The organism is Amaricoccus sp. (assembly GCF_017995835.1).
Lineage (GTDB): Bacteria > Pseudomonadota > Alphaproteobacteria > Rhodobacterales > Rhodobacteraceae > Amaricoccus.
Genome location: NZ_JAGOID010000034.1, coordinates 1 through 21675, shown reverse-complemented (window position 1 = coordinate 21675; position 21675 = coordinate 1). Strand labels below are relative to the sequence as shown.

At 70.1% G+C, this 21675-nt stretch carries 19 protein-coding genes and 1 pseudogene; 4 read left to right on the top strand and 16 right to left on the bottom strand.

Annotated elements, in window-relative coordinates:
* Positions 1–170 precede the first annotated feature (170 nt).
* Positions 171–1526, top strand: a complete 1356-nt coding sequence (locus KBA23_RS07560) for a DegQ family serine endoprotease (protein ID WP_290738878.1) — start codon at positions 171–173, stop codon at positions 1524–1526.
* A gap of 63 nt (positions 1527–1589) precedes the next feature.
* On the opposite strand, the gene KBA23_RS07555 is transcribed toward KBA23_RS07560, so the two are convergent.
* From KBA23_RS07555 to KBA23_RS07500, 12 genes are all read right to left on the bottom strand, one after another.
* Positions 1590–2357 (bottom strand): alpha/beta fold hydrolase, encoded by a 768-nt coding sequence (locus KBA23_RS07555; protein ID WP_290738857.1) that lies wholly within the window; start codon positions 2355–2357, stop codon positions 1590–1592.
* 184 nt (positions 2358–2541) lie between these two features.
* On the bottom strand, positions 2542–3354 hold the full coding sequence (gene pcaD, locus KBA23_RS07550) for a 3-oxoadipate enol-lactonase (protein WP_290738854.1): 813 nt from the start codon (positions 3352–3354) through the stop codon (positions 2542–2544).
* Between the two features lie 419 nt (positions 3355–3773).
* Positions 3774–3956 carry a hypothetical protein gene (locus KBA23_RS07545; RefSeq protein ID WP_290738851.1) on the bottom strand — a complete coding sequence of 61 codons (183 nt, stop codon included), beginning with the start codon at positions 3954–3956 and terminating at the stop codon, positions 3774–3776.
* Positions 3957–4132: 176 nt separating this feature from the next.
* The gene (locus KBA23_RS07540; RefSeq protein ID WP_290738848.1) at positions 4133–4585 is read right to left on the bottom strand and encodes a RidA family protein; all 453 of its coding nucleotides are present in this window, start codon (positions 4583–4585) and stop codon (positions 4133–4135) included.
* Positions 4582–5181, bottom strand: a complete 600-nt coding sequence (locus KBA23_RS07535) for an NAD(P)H-dependent oxidoreductase (RefSeq protein WP_290738844.1) — start codon at positions 5179–5181, stop codon at positions 4582–4584. The genes KBA23_RS07540 and KBA23_RS07535 overlap by 4 nt, the downstream gene beginning before the upstream one ends.
* The gene (locus KBA23_RS07530; RefSeq protein ID WP_290738842.1) at positions 5178–6185 is read right to left on the bottom strand and encodes an ABC transporter substrate-binding protein; all 1008 of its coding nucleotides are present in this window, start codon (positions 6183–6185) and stop codon (positions 5178–5180) included. Before KBA23_RS07530 ends, KBA23_RS07535 begins: the two co-directional genes overlap by 4 nt.
* 11 nt (positions 6186–6196) lie before the next feature.
* Positions 6197–7558, bottom strand: coding sequence for an FAD-binding oxidoreductase (locus KBA23_RS07525; protein WP_290738840.1), 1362 nt, complete (start codon positions 7556–7558; stop codon positions 6197–6199).
* On the bottom strand, positions 7555–8736 hold the full coding sequence (locus tag KBA23_RS07520) for an amidohydrolase family protein (RefSeq protein WP_290738838.1): 1182 nt from the start codon (positions 8734–8736) through the stop codon (positions 7555–7557). The genes KBA23_RS07525 and KBA23_RS07520 overlap by 4 nt, the downstream gene beginning before the upstream one ends.
* Positions 8726–9580, bottom strand: coding sequence for an ABC transporter permease (locus KBA23_RS07515; protein WP_290738835.1), 855 nt, complete (start codon positions 9578–9580; stop codon positions 8726–8728). Before KBA23_RS07515 ends, KBA23_RS07520 begins: the two co-directional genes overlap by 11 nt.
* Positions 9581–9689: 109 nt before the next feature.
* Entirely contained in the window at positions 9690–10607 is a 918-nt protein-coding gene (locus KBA23_RS07510) for a hypothetical protein (RefSeq protein WP_290738832.1), read from the bottom strand.
* 292 nt (positions 10608–10899) lie between these two features.
* Complete coding sequence (gene serA / locus KBA23_RS07505; protein ID WP_290738829.1) at positions 10900–12492, bottom strand: phosphoglycerate dehydrogenase; 1593 nt, start codon at positions 12490–12492, stop codon at positions 10900–10902.
* Between the two features lie 61 nt (positions 12493–12553).
* Positions 12554–13738 (bottom strand): phosphoserine transaminase, encoded by a 1185-nt coding sequence (locus KBA23_RS07500; RefSeq protein WP_290738827.1) that lies wholly within the window; start codon positions 13736–13738, stop codon positions 12554–12556.
* A 232-nt stretch (positions 13739–13970) separates the two neighbouring features.
* Between KBA23_RS07500 and KBA23_RS07495 the strand changes: the two genes are divergently transcribed.
* Positions 13971–16148, top strand: a complete 2178-nt coding sequence (locus KBA23_RS07495; RefSeq protein WP_290738825.1) for a malate synthase G — start codon at positions 13971–13973, stop codon at positions 16146–16148.
* A 105-nt stretch (positions 16149–16253) separates the two neighbouring features.
* A complete protein-coding gene (locus KBA23_RS07490; protein WP_290738822.1) occupies positions 16254–16508 on the top strand; it encodes a zf-TFIIB domain-containing protein in 255 nt (84 codons plus the stop codon).
* Between the two features lie 81 nt (positions 16509–16589).
* Here KBA23_RS07490 and KBA23_RS07485 read toward each other — a convergent pair whose 3' ends face one another.
* Together KBA23_RS07485 and KBA23_RS07480 are read right to left on the bottom strand one after the other, a co-directional pair.
* The gene (locus KBA23_RS07485) at positions 16590–17243 is read right to left on the bottom strand and encodes a hypothetical protein (protein ID WP_290738819.1); all 654 of its coding nucleotides are present in this window, start codon (positions 17241–17243) and stop codon (positions 16590–16592) included.
* A gap of 99 nt (positions 17244–17342) precedes the next feature.
* A complete protein-coding gene (locus tag KBA23_RS07480; RefSeq protein WP_290738816.1) occupies positions 17343–17654 on the bottom strand; it encodes an ETC complex I subunit in 312 nt (103 codons plus the stop codon).
* A gap of 342 nt (positions 17655–17996) precedes the next feature.
* Between KBA23_RS07480 and uvrB the strand changes: the two genes are divergently transcribed.
* Positions 17997–20174 carry an excinuclease ABC subunit UvrB gene (gene uvrB / locus KBA23_RS07475; RefSeq protein ID WP_290738811.1) on the top strand — a complete coding sequence of 726 codons (2178 nt, stop codon included), beginning with the start codon at positions 17997–17999 and terminating at the stop codon, positions 20172–20174.
* Positions 20175–20393: 219 nt separating this feature from the next.
* On the opposite strand, the gene KBA23_RS07470 is transcribed toward uvrB, so the two are convergent.
* Positions 20394–21086: an orotate phosphoribosyltransferase gene (locus KBA23_RS07470; RefSeq protein ID WP_290738808.1), complete on the bottom strand. Its 693-nt coding sequence runs from the start codon at positions 21084–21086 to the stop codon at positions 20394–20396.
* A 53-nt stretch (positions 21087–21139) separates the two neighbouring features.
* A pseudogene (locus KBA23_RS07465) lies at positions 21140–21670 on the bottom strand (dihydroorotase); the annotation flags it as partial.
* Positions 21671–21675: the final 5 nt, after the last annotated feature.

Below are 21675 nucleotides of genomic sequence, written 5' to 3'. Positions count from 1 at the left end.
CCGAAACCTTGCGGAGGCCGCGCCGAAGAAACCATGGAGGTCGCTTGATGTATTCGAACGCACGGCTGGCAACGTCGGGACTGGCGCTCGCCGCCGCGCTCGCCTTCGGCGCGGTGGCCCCGGCCTTGGCCGAGACGCAACCCCTCGGCGAGACGGCGGCGCCGGTTCCGATGATCCCGAACAGCTTCGCCGAGCTTGCGGCCCGGCTCAGCCCGGCGGTGGTCAACATCACCACGACGACGAACGTCGCCGAGGTCCAGCGGGGCCCCGGCCCGGTCCTGCCGCCCGGCTCGCCCTTCGAGGATTTCTTCCGCGACTTCATGGATCGCCAGCCCGGCCAGCAGGGCCCGCGGGACCGCCGCTCGAACGCCCTCGGCTCGGGCTTCATCATTTCCGCCGACGGCTACATCGTCACCAACAACCACGTCATCGAGCAGGCGGATCAGGTTCGCGTCGAGCTCTTCGAGGGCGGCGAATACGACGCCACCGTGATCGGCCGCGACCCGCGCACCGACATCGCGCTGCTCAAGATCGACGCCGGCAAGGAACTTCCCTTCGTCAGCTTCGGCAACAGCGACGCGGCCAAGGTCGGCGACTGGGTGCTCGCCATCGGCAACCCGCTCGGCCAGGGCTTCTCGGTCAGCTCGGGCATCGTCTCGGCCCGCAACCGAACGTTGCAGGGCAGCTATGACGACTTCATCCAGACCGACGCCGCCATCAACCGCGGCAATTCCGGCGGGCCGCTCTTCGACATGGCCGGCGAGGTCATCGGGGTGAACACCGCGATCCTGTCGCCGAACGGCGGTTCGATCGGCATCGGGTTCGCGATGTCCTCGGCGGTGGTCGAGCGGGTGGTCGCCCAGCTCAAGGACTTCGGCGAGACCCGCCGCGGCTGGCTCGGCGTGCGCATCCAGAACGTCGACGAGGACATGGCCGACGCGCTCGGCCTGGACGAGACCTACGGCGCGCTCGTCACCGACGTGCCCGAGGGTCCGGCGGCGAAGGCGGGCCTGAAGTCGGGCGACGTCATCGTCGCCTATGACGGCGAGAAGATCGACGACACCCGCGAGATCGTCCGGCTGGTGGCCGACACCGAAATCGACCGCACCGTGCCGATCGAGGTGATCCGCGACGGCGAGCGCGAGACGCTGGAGGTCACGATCGGCCTGCTCGAGGAACCGACGCTGGCCGCGGCGGCCGGTCCCGGCGAGAAGCAGAAGCAGGCCGAGGAGACCGTGCTCGGCCTGGCGCTCTCGCCGGTCGGGCCGGAGCAGCGCGAGCAGTTCGGCATCGAGGACGACGTCAAGGGCCTGGTGGTCACCTCGGTGGACGAGAGCGCCGACGCCTTCGACAAGGGGATGCGTGCGGGCGACGTCATCGTCGAGGTCGGCCAGGAGCCGGTCACGACGCCGCGCGAGATGCGCGAGCGGATCCGGGCGGCCGAGGACGCCGGCAGGAACTCGATCCTGCTGCTCGTCCGCCGCGACGGCCAGCCGCGCTTCGTGGCGCTCAACCTGTCGAGCTGAGCGGCGGCTCCGAACCTTCGCAAACGTGCGGCCCGTCCCCGCGAGGGGGCGGGCCGTTTCGCGTCAGCGGGCGAGGAACGTCTCCGCCGCCGCGACGAAGGCTTCCGGCGCCTCGGCGTGCAGCCAGTGGCCGACGCCGGGGATGGCCTCGGTCCGGGCGGCCGGAAAGCGGGCGCGGATCGCCGGGAGGTGCGCATCGCGAACATAGTCGGAGGCGCCCCCGACCAGGAACAGCGTCGGGCCATCGAAGCGGCCGGGCAGGGCGGGGAAATCCATGATATCCGGCATCTGCTCGCCAAGGGCGGCGAGGTTGAGCTTCCAGGCGGCGCCCTCGGGGGTGAGGGCGAGGCTCTGGATCAGGAAGGCGCGCACGCCCGGCTCCGGCACGCTGGCCGCCAGCGCCGCGTCGGCGTCGCTGCGGCGGCTGACCCCGGAGAGGTCCAGCGCCTCCATGGCGCGGACATAGCCGATCTGGCTATGCCCGTAGCGCACCGGGGCGATGTCGGCGACGATCAGGCGGTCCACGCGCTCCGGCGCGGTGAGCGCCAGCGTCATCGCCGCCTTTCCGCCCATCGAATGGCCGAGGACGTCGGCCCGGCCGCCGGCCTCGGCCGCGATCGTGGCGGCGAGGTCGGCCGCCATGGCTTCGTAGCTGTGCACCGGATCGCGGAAGCTCTCGCCGTGGTTGCGCATGTCGACGACGAGCGTTTCGCGCGTGGCGGCGAAGCGGCGGGCGACGGCGTTCCAGTTCCGCGCCGAGCCGAAGAGGCCGTGGGCGATGACGAGCGGCGGCGCGCCGGTGGGCTTGCCGTGGCGGATCAGGTTGAGCATGGCGGCCCCCTCGCGACGAGGGCGGCAGGCTATCCGGCTGCGAGCATCTCGGCAACTGAGGGCGCCGGGCCCGTGCCGAAGTCCTGTCGAATCCTGAAAAAGTGGCAAGGCGGATTCCAGCCCGGTTCCAGCCGCGTTCCAGCCAGACAAAATCATGCCGTTTCATCTGCTTGTCTCGCCCCGCTCAGGCAGGGACCTTCGCGTCGATGACATGGCCGGATTCCTTAAGGAAGTCGCCGATCACTCCGGCCACCAGGTCGGGCCGCTCCACGCCCGGGATGTGGCCGACCCCGGGGAGGATCTCGAACCGCGCGCCCGCGATGAGCGCCGCCGTGCCGCGGACGAGGTCGGGCGGCGTCGACCCGTCGAGCGCGCCGACCATGGCGAGCGTCGGGAGCGCCAGCGCGCGCGTGCTCTCGGTGAGGTCGGCGTCGCGGATCGCGCCGCAGGTCGCCACGTAGCCGCCGAGGGGACTGCGCAGCAGCATGTTCCGCCAGACCGCAAAGCTCGGGTCGCGTTCGCGGAAGTCCGGCGAGAACCAGCGCTCCAGGATCGCGTCGGCGACGGCCGCGACGCCCTGCCCGGAGACGACGCCGATGCGCTCGTTCCAGAGCGCGTCGTCGCCGATCTTCGCCGCGGTTCCGGACAGGATGAGCACGCGCACGAGGTCGGGGCGGCGCGCCGCCAGCGACTGCGCGATCAGCCCGCCGACGGACAGGCCGACCACCGCCGCCCCGGAGACGTCGAGCCTGTCGAGAATGCCGGCGAGATCGTCGGCGAAATCTTCGATCCGCCATCGCCCCGGCGCGTCGTCCGACAGCCCGTGTCCGCGCTTGTCGTAGCGGATCACGTGGAGGCCCGCGGGCAGCAGCGGCGTCACCGCGTCCCAGACCCGCAGGTCCGTGCCGAGCGCGTTGGCGAAGACGATCGCCGGCGCTCCCGGATCTCCCGTGGTCTCGACGTGGAACGACAGGCCGTCGATGGTGATGGCTTGCATTGTGTCCTCCCTCGGGCGTGCGCCGTCTCGGGTTTCCCCGCTGTGCAGGATGACATGTCATATCAGACGCAACCCACAACCTTGCGAACCGCGCTCGGCCGCGCCGAGGCTCAGGCCACCGATGCGCGCCTTACGCGAGGCCGCGGCGGAGCAGGGCCGCCGCCGGCCGGGGGGAGCGCCGTCCTCGGGGAGGCGCGCGGGCGCGCCCCCCGCTCGGACGGCGCTGACGGTCGGCCGCCTTTGCGGCCTCCCTGGCGGAGCGGCCGCAAGCGGCCGCGAGTCCTTTGTCTCTCCCCGCCCTTTGGCGGGAAGGCGCCTGCTCGATAGGGTTTCCGCCAGTATGAATGCCTGAAGGGGGATCGCGGCGCCGGCGGCGCGCCGCTCGACGGCGTGGCGACGGGCGGAGGCGGAGACCGGCCCTAGCGGCGGTCCTCGGCGCGGGCAGCCGCTGCCTTGCGGGCGTTGCGGCGCATCTCCGAGGCGAGCAGCACCAGTGCGTCGTCGAGTTCCTCCGCGAGGCCGGGCAGCGCGTTCGTCTGTGCGTAGACGCGCAGCTCGCTGAGGATGTCGTAGAGCTGGGCGTCGTTCTCGGGCAGGTACATCTTCGATCTGGGCGCGGCTTGGGTTTCGGCCGGACACTAGGACCAAACGCAACTGCGGCATAGCGGAAACTTGGCGCCCGGGGGGCGCACCGGCGGATGCTGGCCGATTGGTTAAATTTTTCAATCGTCAAGCGGCAACTTCTCATGCCGATGCGCGGATGACGCGCCCCTTGGCGTCAGCGGGTCGCCGGGAGCCACGCCGTGGCCTCGACCTCGACCAGCACCTCGGCGGAGGGCATGAGCCCGCTCACCTCGACCACGGTCGAGACCGGGGGCGCGTCGGGGAAGAACCGCCGCCGCACCGCGTTGTAGCGCGGGAAGTGATCGAGATTGGTGAAGTACTGCACCAGCTTGAAGACGTCCGCCATCGTGCCGCCGGCGTCCTCGATCGTGGCGCGCACCCGGTCGAGCACGAACCAGGACTGCGCGAGAATCGGCCCGTCCCTGGCGTCGGCCGAAAACTCGCCGGTCGCGCCGATGGTCTCGGGAACGCCGGGCGGCAGGTCGGCGAAGCCACGCACCACCCTCCCGGCGGCGGCGTCGAGCGGCACGACGCCGGACAGGAAGACGAAGTCGCCGCGCCGCACCCAGGGCGCATAGCGGGCCAGCGGCCTGGCGGGCCCGGTCATGGCGCCACCTGTCTGAGCGTTGCGGTCACGCGCGCGACGAAGGCGTCGCGCCGGGCCTGGGATGCGCTGTCCATCGAATAGAGTTGCCGCCACACCACCCGGCAGCGCGGATGGAACAGCGGACGCATGCCGCGGGTGAAGAGGCTCCGCCCCGGGTCGCGGATCAGCCGCAGCCACCACCACGGGCTGCCGCTCGTGGTCACCGCCACGAAGAGACGGATGTTGTCGAGCTTGCGCGTCACGATTCCCATCCGCGTCTTAGGCACGTCGAAGGTCACGCCGGGCAGCCAGACCCGCTCCAGCCAGCCCTTGAGCATCGCCGGCGGCCCGTACCACCAGGTCGGGTAGACGAGCGCGAGGCCCTCGGCCCAGCGCAGGTCCTCGAGATGGCTCGCGACCGCCTCGGCGTTCGCCTTGTTGTCGCCGAAATAGTCGCGCCATTCCTCCTGGCGGATCACCGGGTCGAACCCCTCGGCATAGAGGTCGCGCAGTCGCACCTCGTGACCTCCGGCGGCGAGCGTCTCGGTCACGGCGCTGCATAGTCGCGCCGCGAGGCTCTCCCCGCAGGGGTGGCAGAAGACGACGAGGATCCTCACTCGCCCGTGAGCTCCTTGCGGAGCGGGAGGCCGACGCCCTTGTTCACGAACTGCTCGGTGGCGACCTTGCTGACGTCGACCGACCCGGCCTCGAGGATGCCCGTGCGCACGGCCAGGTCGTGGAAGGCCGCGATCTGGTCGTTCGACATCGCCCCGATGCCTTTCTCGCGCGCGAGCCCGGAATCGACGATGCCGAGCTCCTTCATCGCCGCGATCTCCTCGGTCAGGCGCTCCAGGGTGTATTCGGGGTTCGCGGCCATGATCGCCTCGTTCCCGAGCGTAGCGTCGCCGTAAAGGTAGGTGTACCAGCCCTCGATCGAGGCGTCGATGAAGGCCTGAACCACTTCCGGGTCCTCCGCCACCATGTCGGTGCGGGCCTCGATGGTCGTGGAGTACGTGTTCCACCCGTAGTCCGCGAGGAGGAAGCTCTCCGGATCGGCCCCCTCCTTGCGCGCATAGAGCGGCTCCGCAGTGCCGTAGCCCTGCTGCACCACGGTCTCGTCGGTCAGGAACTCGGCGAGGTTGTAGGAATAGGGCCGCAGCTGCTCGTCCTTGAAGCCGTGCTCGAACACCAGCCAGCGCCAGAAGCTGATCTGGCCGTCGCGAGAGATCAGGATCTTCGGCGCGTTGGTCAGGTCGGCGAAGTCCTTGTAGACGCCCTTGTGCGCGAGGAGGATTTGCGGGTCCTTCTGGTAGAAGGCCGCCACCACCACCGTCGGGATCTCGTTCCGGACGTTGTCGAAGCTGAGGAGCAGGTTCCCCGCCATCAGGAAATCGAGCTGGCCGGCGGGCAGCATCGGCCGGTTGTTCACCTGCGGCCCGCCCTGGACGATCTCGAGGTCGATCCCGTGCTTCGCCATCGTTCCGTCGGCCTGCGCCTGGTACCAGCCGCCATGGCCGCCCTGGGCGAACCAGTTGGTGCCGAAGCGCACCTTGGTGAGTTCCTGCGCCGAGAGCGGCGCGGCCGCGATCGCCAGCAGCGCGACCAGAATCGTCGTTCTCATGTCCCGTCCTCTCACGTTCCGGCCATCCGGGCCGTCCAGCCCCTCGTCTTTCCCGGGTTCATCAGGCCGAGGGGATCGGCCTGACGCTTGAACGCGATCTGCGCCGCGTCGATCTCCTTCATCCCGCCGTCCTCGATCGTGTAGGCGTGCGGATCGTAGACCGCGCAGCCCTCCGCCTCCAGTTCGGCGATGATCTCGTACATCCGCTGCTTCGTCGTCCAGCGCACCAGCGGCAGGGCGAAGATCTGGACCACGCCGTCGAGCCGCGCCATCTCGTGATGCATCAGCATCTCGTCGCCGTATCGCGCCATCTGTCGCGTCACCAGCGCCGGATCGAAGGGGCGCGGATAGGCGACCTGGAGGTAGGTCCACCCCCGGTCCTTCTTGAGCGCCTGCAACGTCGTGTGGTTCCATCCGCATTCATAGGCCGGCGTCAGTTTCGCCGCCTCGACCTCGGTCGCCGTCATCGCATGGCTCACGGCGCCGCCGAACTCGGCCGCGAGCGCTTCGAACGCGGCACGCTCGCCCGGGGCGATCATCGCGAAGACCGCGTCGCGATCGGCCGGAAAGACCGCTGTCATCCGCGTGTAGAACGGCGCGAAGCGCCGATCGACCGGGGTCATCAGGAAGGCGTCGAGCCGCTCCTGCGCCGCCACGGCGAAGCGCAGCGCCGTCTCGTAGCCGTCGAACAATGCGACGGCGTCGAGCCATTCCACCAGCGGGCTCAGCGCCAGTTCGACCTCGGTGATGATGCCGTTGGTGCCGTAGGCGTGCTGCACCTTGTCCACCTCGCGCCCGGTCAGCGTCACCGCTCGCGGCGCGGCGTCGAGCGTCACCACGCGGGCCGAGAGCACGTTCTCGCCGTCGCGCAGCATCCCGTGCCGGAGCGAGCCGACGCCGCCCGAGCCCCCGGCGATGAAGCCGCCGATGGTCGCGAGCCGCCGGGTCGAGGGCCACATGTTGAGCATCTGCCCGGTCTCGCCCACGGCGGCGTCGAGCGCGGCGATGCGGATGCCGGCCTGTGTCCGCACCTTGCCGGAACCGATCTCCAGAACCTGGTCGAGCCCGGTCAGTTCAAGCACCACGCCGCCGGCGAGCGGCACGCACTGGCCGTAATTGCCGGTGCCGCCGCCCCGCACCGTCAGCGGCACGCCGTGGCGCGCGCAGGCGGCGGCGACGCGGACCACCTCGGCCTCGTCCCTCGGCCTCACGACGAGATCGCCGGTCCGTCCGGCCAGATCGCGGTCGAGGATCGGGGAGTACCAGTAGTAGTCGCGCGATTTCGCCGCGACGTAGGCGGGATCGTCGGTGACGACGATCCCGTCGAGTTCGTCGCGCAGCGCGGCGATCGTCTCGGGGGCCGGGCGGGTCATGCGGTCAGCGCCTCCTCTCGTGCGGCCCCGAGCGGCGCGCCATTGCGCCAGACCTCGCGCCGGGCGCGCGGGCGCGAGACCAGATCGGCGGGCGAGGCCGCGTCGATCAGGATGAAATCCGCGGGCTCCCCGGCGGCGATCCGCTGCGGCGCGAGCCCGAGCGCGGCCGCCGGCACGGGGCCTGCGGCGTCGATCCAGTCGTCGGGCTCCAGATGCGCCGCCAGCACGCCGAGCCTCCAGGCGTCGAGAAGGTCGTATTCGCCGTAGGGATAGAAGGCGTCCCTGACGTTGTCGAGCGCCAGGGCGACCGGCACGCCCGCCGCCCGAGCCTCCTGCACTGGCGCGATTCCGAGGAGCCGCGGCGTCCGCCCCTCGCGCGCGTCCTGGAGGTAGAGGTTCGTCGTCGGCAGCGCCACCATCGCGACCCCCGCCTTGGCGGCCGCATCGAGCACGCGCGCCGCATCGGCTTCCGCCCGGGCCGAGAGCGCGCAGCAATGGCCGCACAGCACCCGCCCGGCCATGCCGAGCCGGCCGGTCAGGTCGACGATGGTGTCGACGCCCACCAGCTCGCGCCCGAGCCCCTCGTCGACGTGGAAGTCGAGCGCGAGATCCCGTCGCAGCGCCAGCGCGAACACCGCCTCGAGCTTCGCTGGCTGGTGTTCGCCGCCGTAGACGAAGGCCCCGAGCGTCGCCCCGTCCGCCGCGACCCGGTCGGCGATCCCCGGCCCGGCCTCGCTCGCCAGCAGGTCGAGGGGCGCGAGCGCGGCCCGGTCCACGCGCACGCGACCGCGCCATTCCTCGGCCAGCTCGCCCAGCACGGCCCAGGCCAGCGGAGCCTCCGGCGCGATCCAGTCGACATGGGTCCGCAGCGCCCCGATCCCCTGCGCCTCGGCCTCGGCCAGCCCGAGGCTCGCCCGCGCCCGCACGTCCGCGGCGGTCCAGCGCGCCATGTCCGCGAGATGCAGCTCGATCGCCTCGTGCAACGACTGCGGCCGCCGCCCGATCCGCTGCGCGGTATGGGTCTTGTCGAGGTGGACATGGGCGTCCACGAGGAGCGGCAGGACCATCCGCGCCGGCACGCGCGCCGAAGGCGTCACCCGCGCGATCCTGCCGCCGGCGACGGTCACATCGACCGAGGCGCCGCCGAGCCGGACCGCCTCGAGCGTCTCAGGTCTCACGCCGGATCTCGCTCTCGTGCCAGTGCCCGAGCACCTTGCGCGAGGCCCAGGAGGTGAGCGCGAAGATGGCGATGCCGAGCAGCGAGACCAGCGTCAGCGCCGCGAACATCCGCGGGATCTCGTTGCGAAACGAGCTTTCGATGATCCGGCTGGCGAGACCGGTGTTGCGCCCCGTGGTGCCGGCGACGAATTCGGCGACGACGGCGCCGATCAGCGCCAGCCCGCCCGCGACCTTGAGCGATGCCATGAAGTAGGGGAGCGCCGAGGGTGCGAGCAGGAAGCGCAGCCGCTGCCAGGGCGTGGCGCGGTAGAGCGTGAACAGATCCCGCAGGTTATGGTCCGCCGAGCGCAGGCCGATCACCGTCCCCGACAGGATCGGAAAGAACGCCACGATCCAGGCGCAGATCAAGAGCGCCGCGAAGGTCGAGTTGACGTAGATGAGGATCAGCGGAGCGATGGCGACGACGGGCGTCACCTGCAGGATGACCGCGAACGGAAAGAGGCTCATCTCGACGGGGCGCGACAGCGCGAAGAGCGCCCCGAGACCCACGCCGCCGACCACGGCGAGCGCGAGCGCCATCACCGTCAGTTTCACCGTGAACCAGGCCGAGACCAAGAGGCTCGGCCCGTCGGTCCACAGGGTCGACACGATCCGCGACGGCGCCGGCACGAGGTAGTGCGGGACATCATAAGCCCAGACCCACCATTCCCACAGCCCGATGAAAGCGACCATGGTCGCCGTCGGCATGACCCAGGCGAGGATGCGCCGACGCCGCGCCTGCGCGATCGCCTCGGTGTTGAGGGGCGCGGGCGCGGGCGGGTCCGGGGTTTCGGCTGGCTGCACGTGTGGTGGTCCGGATCTGGCCCCCCACATTCGTCCACGCGACCCGTGCCGTCAACGGCGCCTGACCGCGCCAGAACCGCGCCAGTCCGGGGGCGTCGAGCCGATGCTTCTATCGCTTCCAGATGGCCCGGATCTGGCCTTCGCCGAACCGCTCCTCGCAGAAGCGGTAGGTGGGTTCCAGGAGCGCGCGGACGCGCGCCCGCTCGGCCGGGTCGATGGGCTTCACGACGGGGCTGGCGTTCACGCGCGCGCCGAAGTCCGCCGGTCGGTCGGGCAGGCCGAGGAAGGCGTTGATCGCCGCGATCGTGTCCGGCCGGAACAGATTCTCGTAGAACGCGTAGTGGATGTCCTCGGCCGGGAAGACCTGCTCGATCGCCCGGATCGTGGTCTCGTAGCGCGACCGCGCGAGATTGTCGTTGCTTGCGAAGGCGAGGTAGGGGTGGTTCGACGCCGCCTGCGCTCCCGCGGGGCCGGACGCCCGACGGAGGAGGAGCCGCCAGCGTGGAACCGGCCGGGGGCTTCGCGGGGCGACGCTGCCGCGCGCGTTGCGCTCGCGCATCCGCCACGCCGACTCCATCCGGCGCTCGGGGTCTCGCATCAGGAAAAGGATCCTCGGCGCAAGACCGTTGCGTTCGAGCGCGTCGCGCGTGCTCCGCCATTGCGCGGCGGTCAGCAGCGCGTAGTTCGGGGTCATGTCGGCGACGACATCGGCGCTTTTCGCGAGGTCGCGGAAATAGCGTGCATAGGCGTCGAGGTCCCCGACGAGACCTTGGCAGAGCTCCCGCGCCGCTATCCTCTCCGTTACCTCCTCGCGCTCGGCCTCAGCTCCGGCGGGGAGTTTTGCGAGCAGGTCGCGATCGCTGCGGAGCCGTCCCTGGAGCCAGTCGGGTGCGAAGAAGTGCGTGTCGAGGACGTGCATCTCCTTTTGCGCCCCGAGCCGGAAGCCCGGAGCGCCCTCCAGATACTCCGCAAGCCATGTCGTTCCGCCCTTCTGACACCCGACGCAAAGCAGGAACTTCTTCTTCACTACACCATACTCAGTACGCATACCACGAACGACTGGACTCTAGCCCAAGCGGGATGCCGGCGCCTATCCTGGCGGCGCCGGCATCCTTAACGCGGGAGAAGAGTTGGCGCGTCGATCGGGGTGGACCGGGCGGGCCCTCAAACGGTTCCCGTCCGAAGACTTCGGCATCAAGGATTTACGGCGGATCCTTCGATGCACGCTCCATGCACGACGTATGCACGACGCATATGCCAGGCAAAAGAGTCGGGATTGACTCGCTAATGCAGGCGCGAGGCATTCAGGCGGAGGCCGTTCAGAACCGCAGCGCCTTGGCCTGCCGGATCTGGGGCAGCTTCGAGAGTTCGGCGAGCGCCGCCGCCTCAAGCGGTTCGTCCACGCCGAGGAAGGCGATCGCCTCGCCGCTCTTCTCCGCCCGCCCGAGCGCGAAGGTGGCGATGTTGATCCCGAGCGCCCCCAGCTTCGTCCCCAGCGCGCCGATATAGCCCGGCGTGTCGGTGTTGGTGGTGTAGAGCATGAAGGGCATCGGTTCTGCCTCGAGCCCGATCCCCTTGATCTGGATGAACCGCGGCTTGCCGTCCGAATAGATCGTGCCGGCGACCGAGCGGGTCTGGACCTCGGTGGTCACGATCAGCCGGATGTAGGAGCCGAATGCGCCCTGGGCGTCGCGTCGCGTCTCGGCGATGCTGACGCCGCGCTCCCGCGCCACGAGCGGCGCCGAGACCATGTTGACGCCGTCCTCGCCGACCAGCGGCTTCAGCAGCCCGGCGGTAAGCGCCGCCGTCAGCGGCTTGAGGTTCAGCTCGCCGACCTCGCCCACGTATTCGATCTCGATCCCGGTGATCGCGTGCTCGGTCACCTGCCCGGCGAAGCTGCCGAGCACCTCCGCGAGCCCGATCCACGGGCGCAGGATCGGCGCTTCCTCGGCGGTGACGGAGGGCGCGTTGATCGCGTTCGAGATGGCGCCCTGCACCAGGTAGTCCGACATCTGTTCGGCGACCTGCAGCGCGACGTTCTCCTGCGCCTCGGTGGTCGCGGCGCCGAGGTGGGGCGTGCAGACGACGTTCGGCGCGCCGAAGAGCGGGTTCTCCTTCGCCGGCTCGACCGAAAAGACGTCGAAGGCGGCGCCGGCGAGGTGGCCCGACTTCAGCGCCTCGGCGACCGCGGCCTCGTCGACGAGGCCGCCGCGGGCGCAGTTGATGAGGCGGGCGCCCGGCTTCATCCTGGCGACGCGCGCGGCGGAGATGATGTTGGCGGTCTTGTCGGTCTTGGGGACGTGGAGGGTGACGAAGTCGGCGCGCGCGAGGAGGTCGTCGACCTCCTCGATGCGTTCGATGCCGAGGCTCTGCGCCCGCTCGGCCGAGAGGTAGGGATCGTAGGCGATCACCTTCATCCTGAGCCCGATGGCGCGGGCCGCGACGACCGAGCCGATGTTGCCCGCGCCGATGAGGCCGAGGGTCTTGCCGGTGATCTCGGCGCCCATGAAGCGCGACTTCTCCCACTTGCCGGCCTGGGTGGAGGCGTCGGCGGCGGGGATCTGGCGGGCGCAGGCGAACATCATGGCGATGGCGTGCTCGGCGGTGGTGATCGAGTTGCCGAAGGGCGTGTTCATCACCACGACGCCCTTCGCGCTCGCCGCCGGAATGTCGACGTTGTCGACGCCGATGCCGGCGCGGCCGATGACGCGGAGCTTGCCGGCCTTCGCGATCAGGTCGGCCGTGACCTTGGTCGCCGAGCGGATGGCGAGGCCGTCATAGCCGCCGATGATCGCGGCGAGTTTCTCGGGGTCCTTGCCGAGCTTCGGCTGGAAGTCGACCTCGACGCCGCGATCGCGGAAGATCTGCACGGCGGCGTCGCTGAGTTCGTCGGAAATGAGAACCTTGGGCATGGGTATGACTCCGGGATCGGCGGGCGCACTGGCCCGTCGCTGGTCGGGAAAGGGGGAGGGGTCAGGCGCGCGCGGCGGCGAAGGCCCAGTCGAGCCAGGGCCCGAGCGCCTGCACGTCGTCGGCGTCCACCGTGGTGCCGCACCAGATGCGCAGGCCCGGAGGCGCGTCGCGATAGCCGGCGATGTCGTAGGCGACGCCCTCGGTCTCGAGCAGCTTCGCCAGCTTCTTGACGAAGTCACGCTGCGCCGCCTCGTCGAGAGCTGCAATCCCGGCATCGACGATCGACAGGCACACGGAGGTGTTCGACCGCGCCGCCGGATCCGCCACGAGGTTCTCCACCCACGCCGTCGCGTCGACCCAGGCTTGCAGCGCCGCGAAGTTCGCGTCGGCGCGGGCGCGGGTGGCGTCGAGCCCGCCGATGCCTTCCATCCAGTCGAGCGCGTCGACCGCGTCGGCGACGGCGAGCATCGAGGGGGTGTTGATCGTCTCGCCGGCGAAGATGCCTTCGATCAGCTTCGCCCCCTTGGTCATGCGGAAGATCTTCGGCAGCGGCCGGTCCGGCGTGAAGGTCTCCAGCCGCTCAACGGCGCGGGGCGACAGGATCAGGACGCCGTGGCCGCCCTCGCCGCCCATGGCCTTCTGCCAGGAGAAGGTGGTGACGTCGAGCTTGTCCCAGGGCAGATCTTGGGCGAACGCCGCCGAGGTGGCGTCGCAGAAGGTCAGCCCCTCGCGGTCCGCGGCGATCCAGTCGCCGTTCGGAACCCGGGCGCCGCTGGTGGTGCCGTTCCAGGTGAAGCAGACATCGGCGTCCCTGCGCACGGCGCCGAGGTCGGGCAACTGCCCGTAGGGCGCGGTCAGCACCCGGCAATCGGCGAGCTTCAGCTGCTTGGTGGCGTCGGTGGCCCAGCCCTGGCCGAAGCTCTCCCAGACCAGCACGTCGACGGGCCGGGCGCCCAGCATCGACCACATGGCCATCTCGAAGGCGCCGGTGTCGGAGGCGGGCACGATGCCGACGCGGTAGTCCGCAGGCACGCCCAGCACCCGGGCGGTGCGGTCGATCGCGTCCTTGAGCTGGGCCTTGGGCTTGGCCGCCCGATGGCTGCGGCCAAGGAAGGCGCGGGCGGCGACGGCCTCGAGCGTCCATCCGGGGCGCTTGGCGCAGGGACCCGAGGAGAAGTCGGGACGCGCGGGCTTCACGGTCGGCTTGAGGGGAAGGGGCGACAGCGTCGCAGCGGGCTGGCTCATGGCCGGAGCTCCGTCGTCAGGGCGATGTTCCTGAGTGCGCCCCGCTCGCCCTGGTCCGGGGACGCGCCCGGGGGCCGGATATTCGATCTGCGCCTGTCTGCCAAGAGGGTTTCGCAGCAGGCTTTCGGCGGATTCGACGGGCCGCTCCCGGTCGCGCGCCCGATGCCGCCCTTGACCGCGACGCATGGTCCACGGAGGGTACGGCCACGATCAGGCTCTTACGGGGGACGAGATGGCCACAACGCTTCGCAACGCTCCGGATCGCGTCGATCGCAGCGGACTCCAGGTCGCCGCGGAGCTGGCCGCTTTCATCGAGGACGAGGCGTTGCCGGGCACGGGGGTCGCGGCCGGCGCGTTCTGGGACGGGCTGTCGGCGATCGTGCACGAACTCGGCCCGAAGAACCGTGCGCTGCTCGCCAGGCGCGAGGCGATCCAGGCGAAGATCGACGCCTGGCACGTCGCGCGCCGCAACGCGCCGCACGACCTCGAGGCCTACAAGTCCTTCCTCGCCGAGATCGGCTACCTCCTGCCCGAGGGCCCGGCCTTCCAGATCGAGACCGCGAATGTCGATCCCGAGATCGCGACGATCGCCGGGCCGCAGCTGGTCGTGCCGATCACCAACGCCCGATTTGCGCTCAATGCCGCGAACGCCCGCTGGGGCAGCCTCTACGACTGCCTCTACGGCACCGACGCCATGGGTTCGCTGCCGCCGGCCGGAGGCTACGAGCGGGGCAGGGGCGCGCGCGTCGTCGCCCGCGCCCGGGTGTTCCTCGACGAAGCCTTTCCGGTCGCCGGCACGAGCCACGCCGACGCGCGGCGCTACCACGTCAAGGACGGCGTGCTGCTCGTCGACGATCTGCCTCTCGTCGAGCCGGAAAAGTTCGTCGGCTGGCGTGGCGACCCGCGCGCGCCGCAGGCGGTGCTGCTCCGGAACCACGGGCTCCACGTCGAGCTGGTCTTCGACCGCGCCCACATGATCGGCTCGCGAGACCAGGCGGGCCTCGCCGATGTCCGGCTGGAGAGCGCCGTCTCGGCGATCATGGATTGCGAGGACTCGGTCGCCTGCGTCGACGCCGCCGACAAGGTGGCGGCCTATCGCAACTGGCTCGGCCTGATGAAGGGCGACCTCGAGGAGAGCTTCGACAAGGGCGGGCGGACGATGACCCGCAGCCTCAGCCCGGACCTGGCCTTTACCGGCCGCGACGGATCGGAGATCGTGGTCAAGGGCCGCGCGCTGATGCTCGTGCGCAACGTCGGGCACCTGATGACCAACCCGGCGATCCTCGACCGCGACGGCGCCGAGATTCCCGAGGGCCTGATGGACGCGATGACGACCGCGCTCATCGCCATGCACGACCTGCGCAAGACCGCCGGCCCGCGCAACTCGACGTCCGGCTCGGTCTATGTGGTGAAGCCCAAGATGCACGGGCCGGACGAAGTGGCCTTCGCCGACGAGACCTTCACCCGCGTGGAGAAGGCGCTCGGACTGCCGCGGGACACGGTCAAGCTCGGGGTGATGGACGAGGAGCGGCGCACCTCGGTCAACCTCAAGGAGTGCATCCGGGCGGCGAAGCGCCGGCTCGTCTTCATCAACACCGGCTTCCTCGACCGCACCGGCGACGAGATCCACACCTCGATGGAGGCGGGCCCCTTCAGCCGCAAGGACTTCATCAAGCGCAAGGGCTGGATCACGGCCTACGAGAACCAGAACGTCGACATCGGGCTGGAATGCGGCCTCTCCGGCAAGGCGCAGATCGGCAAGGGCATGTGGGCGGTTCCCGACAGGATGGCCGCCATGCTGGAGGCCAAGATCGAGCACCCCAAGGCCGGCGCCAACTGCGCCTGGGTGCCGAGCCCGACGGCGGCCACGCTGCATGCGCTGCACTACCACAAGATCGACGTCTTCGCCGTGCAGGCGCAACTCGCCCGGGGCGGCCGGCGGGCCTATGTCGACGCGCTCCTCGAGATCCCGGTCGCCGCCTACCGCAAGTGGTCGAAGGACCAGATCCGCAGGGAGGTCGAGAACAACGCCCAGGGCATCCTCGGCTACGTGGTGCGCTGGATCGACCAGGGCGTCGGCTGCTCCAAGGTGCCCGACATCGACGACGTCGGGCTTATGGAGGACCGCGCCACCTGCCGCATCTCGGCGCAGCACATCGCCAACTGGCTGCACCACGGCGTGGTGAGCGAGGACGAGGTGCGCGCCATCGTGCGGCGGATGGCCGAGGTGGTGGATCGCCAGAACGCGGGCGATCCCGCCTATCGGCCGATGGCGCCCGGATTCGACGGGATCGCGTACCTCGCGGCCTCGGACCTCGTCTTCGCGGGGCGGACCCAGCCCTCGGGCTATACCGAGCCGATCCTCCACGCCCGGCGGCGCGAGCGCAAGGCGGCGGACGCGCTCGGCTGATGTGCCTGGCGGCGCGCCGCGCATGCCGGAGGTTTTCGGCGCGCGCGATTGCGCCGCCGCCCGCACGCCCCATATCCGGCTGGACGCGAACGAGGAGGCGACGCGATGCAGTGCCCTGTGGACGGAAGCGAACTGGTGATGAGCGACCGGAGCGGAGTCGAGATCGACTATTGCCCGAAGTGCCGCGGCGTGTGGCTCGACCGCGGCGAACTCGACAAGATCATCGACCGCAGCGCTGCGGCCCCGGCGCCGACCCGCGCCCCCGAGCGCGCCCCCGAGGAGCGGCGCGACGAGCGCAATGAGGGCCGACCGTATCGCAAGAAGCGCGAGGGCTTCCTCGGCGAGCTTTTCGACTTCTGAGCGGCCGACGGCGCGCGGTCCTTCCGGGAAGGCCAGGAGAATCTGCGGCGCAGGCGGGGAGCCGTCTGCGCCGCCGGCCGCTCAGAACGTGAGCCAGAGCGCCAGCCCGACGGCCGTCGAGCGGTCGTCCGACAACTCCTGCGTGACGCTCGGCACCAGCCATGTCTCGCCGCGCAGCCGGTAGCCGAGCGCGGGCGAGACCTTCCAGTATGCGCCGCCGTCGTCGGCATAGCGGCTGGCCGACAGCATCGCCATGCGCCCCGGCGCTGGCTTCAGCCCGACGAGGCCGGATACGTCGGTGATCGGGCGGCGGGTGTCGCGGCCGTAGATCACCCGCGCGGTCGCCGTCGCCCATCCGCCGCCCCAGCGACTCTCGAAGCCGCGGCCCCAGGCGAACGACAACTCGCCCCGGGTCGAGGTCATCGCGCCCGCGACGTCAGGCGGCGTCGAGGCGCCGAACCCGATCGCGAAGCGGTTGACGGCATCCGGCCCGGACAGGGCGAACTGCACGCCCGTGCCGAAGCGGCGCGCCGTCCACGGGTCGTTCGCGTTGTCGAACTGGGCGACGAGCGTCACCCGTCGGGTCAGGCCGTACTCGCCGTAAACGGAGGCGTTGTGCTGCGGACCGCCATCGCTCGTCTCGATCTCGCCGCGGAAGGAGAGGAACACCTCGCCGGGCGCCCGCGGCCACGCCCCGGCGGCGGCCTCGCCGGCGGCGACAAGGGCGGCGAGCACGACAGCGATGGCGGGGACGCACGCGCACATCCCCGAGCGATGGAGGCGGAAGGTTAACCAGCGGTTATCGCAACCGCGGCCCGGTCGACCGGGGCGGGATCAGTGCGTCCAGGCCTGCCGGCGCTGGAAGGCGAAGTTGTCGCCGTAGCCGTTCGCGCGCAGGATGTGGCGGCGAGGCGTCGGCTCGAACACCCGGAAGGCGATGCCGTTCTGTTCGGCATAGGCGATGGCCGCGTCGCGGGTCTCGAAGCTCAGGCGAAGCTGGCGCGTGGGGTCGGCGGTGCCGGTCCAGCCCATCAGCGGGTCCAGAACCTTCTGCGTCTGCGGCACGAACTCGAGCACCCATTCGTGGGTCTTCGCCTGACCCGATTGCATGGCGCTGCGCGACGGCTGATATATCTTGGCTAGCATGCCGATCTCCCGACTCCGACGCGACTATCGCCAATGCGCGCGCGCCGTTCAAGACGGGATCTCCCGCCCTTCCGGGAGAATGCGAGCAGCGGGTCGTCGGGCGAGTGCGAGGGAGCGAGGGGTGGGGTGGGTGTACGCACCCGACCGACGACCACTGTGCTGCTTGCAAACTTTACTTAACATGTCGGGTTCTCCACACGCAATGGTTTAGTCGTTAAAATTCACCCTAACGGCGGTTCTCCGCTCACGGGGGGATTTCCGCCTTCGGATCGCGACCAGCGCGAGGGTAGCTTGACCTTGAGCGAAGCCATCCCATCTCCTGTCGCCCGCCCCGAGGAACCGATGACGCAAACCCCCGAGCCGCCGGAGACCACGCGGCCTGCTTCCGGTCGCGACAAGCTGGAAGGCGGGCGCCGCTTCGTGCTCCGCTCCGACTTTGCGCCTGCGGGCGACCAGCCCACGGCGGTCGCCGAACTCGTCGCCGGCGTGGGGGCGGGGGAACGCAACCAGGTCCTGCTCGGCGCCACCGGGACGGGCAAGACCTTCACGATGGCGAAGATCATCGAAGCGACCCAACGGCCCGCGATCATCCTCGCTCCCAACAAGACCTTGGCGGCACAACTTTACGGAGAGTTCCGGGGGTTCTTCCCGGATAACTCGGTCGAGTATTTCGTATCGTATTACGATTACTATCAGCCGGAGGCCTACGTGCCGCGGACCGATACCTTCATCGAGAAGGAATCGCAGATTAACGAGCAGATAGACCGGATGCGTCACGCGGCCACCCGGGCGCTGCTCGAGCGCGACGACGTGATCATCGTCGCCTCGGTCTCGTGCATCTACGGCATCGGCTCGGTCGAGACCTACGGCGCGATGACCCAGGACCTGATCGCGGGGCGACCTTGCGACCAGCGCCGGGTGATCGCGGGCCTCGTCGAGCAGCAGTACCGCCGCGCCGACGTCGGCTTCCAGCGCGGCGCCTTTCGCGTGCGGGGTGATTCGCTGGAGATCTGGCCCGCTCACCTCGAGGACCGCGCCTGGCGGTTGAGCTTCTTCGGCGAGGAGCTCGAATCGATCGCCGAGTTCGATCCGCTGACCGGGGCCCGGACGGACGTGCTCGACCGGGTGCGCGTCTACGCGAACTCGCACTACGTGACGCCGCGGCACACCCTCGCGCAGGCGACCAGGAACATCCGCGAGGAGCTGCGCCTCCGCCTCGACCAGCTCGTCGCCGAGGGCAAGCTCGTCGAGGCGCAGCGGCTGGAGCAGCGCACCCGCTTCGACCTCGAGATGCTGGAGGCGACCGGCTCCTGCGCCGGGATCGAGAACTATTCGCGGTATCTGACCGGCCGCAAGCCCGGCGAGCCGCCGCCGACGCTCTTCGAGTACATCCCCGACTCGGCGATCGTCTTCGCCGACGAGAGCCATGTGACCGTGCCGCAGATCGGCGGCATGTATCGCGGCGATTACCGGCGCAAGTTCACCCTCGCCGAGCACGGCTTCCGGCTGCCCTCCTGCATGGACAACCGGCCGCTCAAGTTCGAGGAATGGGACGCGATGCGGCCGCAATCGGTCTTCGTCTCGGCGACGCCGTCCGCCTGGGAGCTCGACCAGGCCGGCGGCGTCTTCACCGAGCAGGTGATCCGCCCGACCGGCCTCATCGACCCGCCGGTGGAGGTCCGGCCCGTCTCCATGCAGGTCGACGACCTGCTCGACGAACTGCGCAAGGTGGCGGCGGCCGGCAATCGCGCGCTCGTCACCGTGCTGACCAAGCGCATGGCCGAGGATCTGACCGAGTACCTGCACGAGCAGGGTATCCGGGTGCGCTACATGCACTCCGACATCGACACGCTGGAGCGGATCGAGATCCTGCGCGACCTCCGCCTCGGGGCCTTCGACGTGCTCGTCGGCATCAACCTGCTGCGCGAGGGGCTCGACATCCCCGAATGCGCGCTCGTCGCCATCCTCGACGCCGACAAGGAGGGCTTCCTCCGCTCCGAGACCTCGCTGATCCAGACCATCGGCCGCGCCGCGCGCAACGCCGACGGGCGGGTGATCATGTACGCCGACGGCATCACCGGCTCGATGGAGCGGGCGATGGCGGAGACCAGCCGCCGCCGCGAGAAGCAGACCGCCTACAACGAGACCCACGGCATCACGCCCGAGACCATCCGCAAGAACGTCGCCGACGTGCTGGAGGGGCTCTGGGCCGGCGACACCGACCAGTCGCGCATCACCGCGCGGGTCGAGAAGCCGCTCGTCGGCGGCAATCTCGCCGCGCACCTCGACGGGTTGCGCAAGGCGATGCTCAAGGCCGCCGAGAACCTCGAGTTCGAGGAGGCTGCGCGGCTGCGCGACGAGATCAAGCGGCTGGAGGCGGTGGACCTCGCCGTCCACGACGACCCGCTCGCGCGGCAATCCGCGGTGGAGGCGGAGTTGGAGGCGAATGCGCCACGGTCAAAGGCGGGCAGGGGCGGCACGCGGACGTACAAGGGGAAGGGCAGGGGGCGGATGAGTTGAGTGCGCCCTCGATCGCTTTCTCCTTGCCTTTCGAATTGCCTCCGCTGAGTCGACTTTCCACGGGCCCAGGGATGATCCGACGGCAAAGGCGAACGGGGCTTAACGGTTCAATCCCGACCTTTTCCCTATGCATACGCAATGCATACGCCCCGTGCATGGGTTGTGCATCGCGTCGCCCACCGTAAACCTTTGCGGTTCCTCGCCGATCCGTCGCCTCGGTCAGGCCGCCGGCTCCGCCCCTCCGTTCGCCGCCGACCACCCCCGCGGGTCGTCGAGGAACGCCTCGACCGCCTCCAGCGTGGCCGCGTCGAAGCGCCCCTGCGCCTTCGCCTCCGCCAGCACGTCGCGCCAGGTGGCGAGCCAGTGGAGGGTCAACCCGTCGGCCGCGAGCTTCGGCAGGGCGTCGGTGAAGATGTCGTAGAAGAACACCACCGAGCAATGCGCCATCACCCCGCCGGCCGCTCTGACCGCTTGGGAAAACACCAGTTTCGAGCCCCCTTCCGAGGCGAGGTCCTCGACCAGCAGCACGCGCGCGCCCTCGGGCATGAAGCCCTCGATCTGGGCGTTGCGGCCGAAGCCCTTGGGCTTCTTGCGCACATAGAGCATGGGCAGCCCCAGCCGCTCGGCGATGAAGGCGGCAAAGGGGATGCCCGCCGTCTCGCCTCCCGCCACGGCGTCGAACGCCTCGTAGCCCGCCTCGCGCATCAGCTTGGCGCAGGAGAAGTCCATCAGCGCGCTGCGCACCCGCGGAAACGAGATCAGCTTGCGGCAGTCGATATAGACCGGCGAGGCAAGGCCCGAGGTGAAGCGGAACGGCTCGGCGCCGCGGAAATGCACCGCCTCGACCTCCCACAGCATCCGCGCCGTCAGGCGGGCGATCTCGGCGTCGGAAGGGGCTGAAATGGCGGACATGTTTCGTCTCCGTCAGCAGGCCCCCGCGGGGGCCGTGAGAGTGATGAGCCCGGTCATCGGCCGCGCACCCGCCACCGCAGCGGGACGCCGGGGTCGAACACCCGGACCGGGCCGGCGCCGGTCGCGATCGCGATCGCGCCCGGGGCAGGGGTCTCGACCCGCTCCAGCGTCACCGTGCCCGCGTTCGGCGCGAGCCCGTAGAACGCCGGCCCGTGCAGCGACGCGAACCCCTCGAGCCGCCCGAGCGCGCCTTCCTCCTCGAAGACCTGCGCCAGCCAGCCGAGCGCCACGGGCGCCGAGAACACTCCGGCCGCGCAGCATTCCGCCTCCTTGGCGTCGACCGGGTGCGGCGCGCTGTCGGTGCCGAGGAAGAACCGCGCGTCGCCCGAGACCGCCGCCTCCCGCAGCGCCTTGCGATGCGCCTCCCGCTTCAGGATCGGCAGGCAGTAGAAATGCGGCCGCATGCCGCCGACGAGCATGTGGTTCCGGTTCAGGATCAGGTGATGCACCGTCAGCGTCGCCCCGATCCCGTCGCCGGAGCTGCGCGTGGTGATGGAGCACGTCACGACCAGGGACGGCGTCGACTACG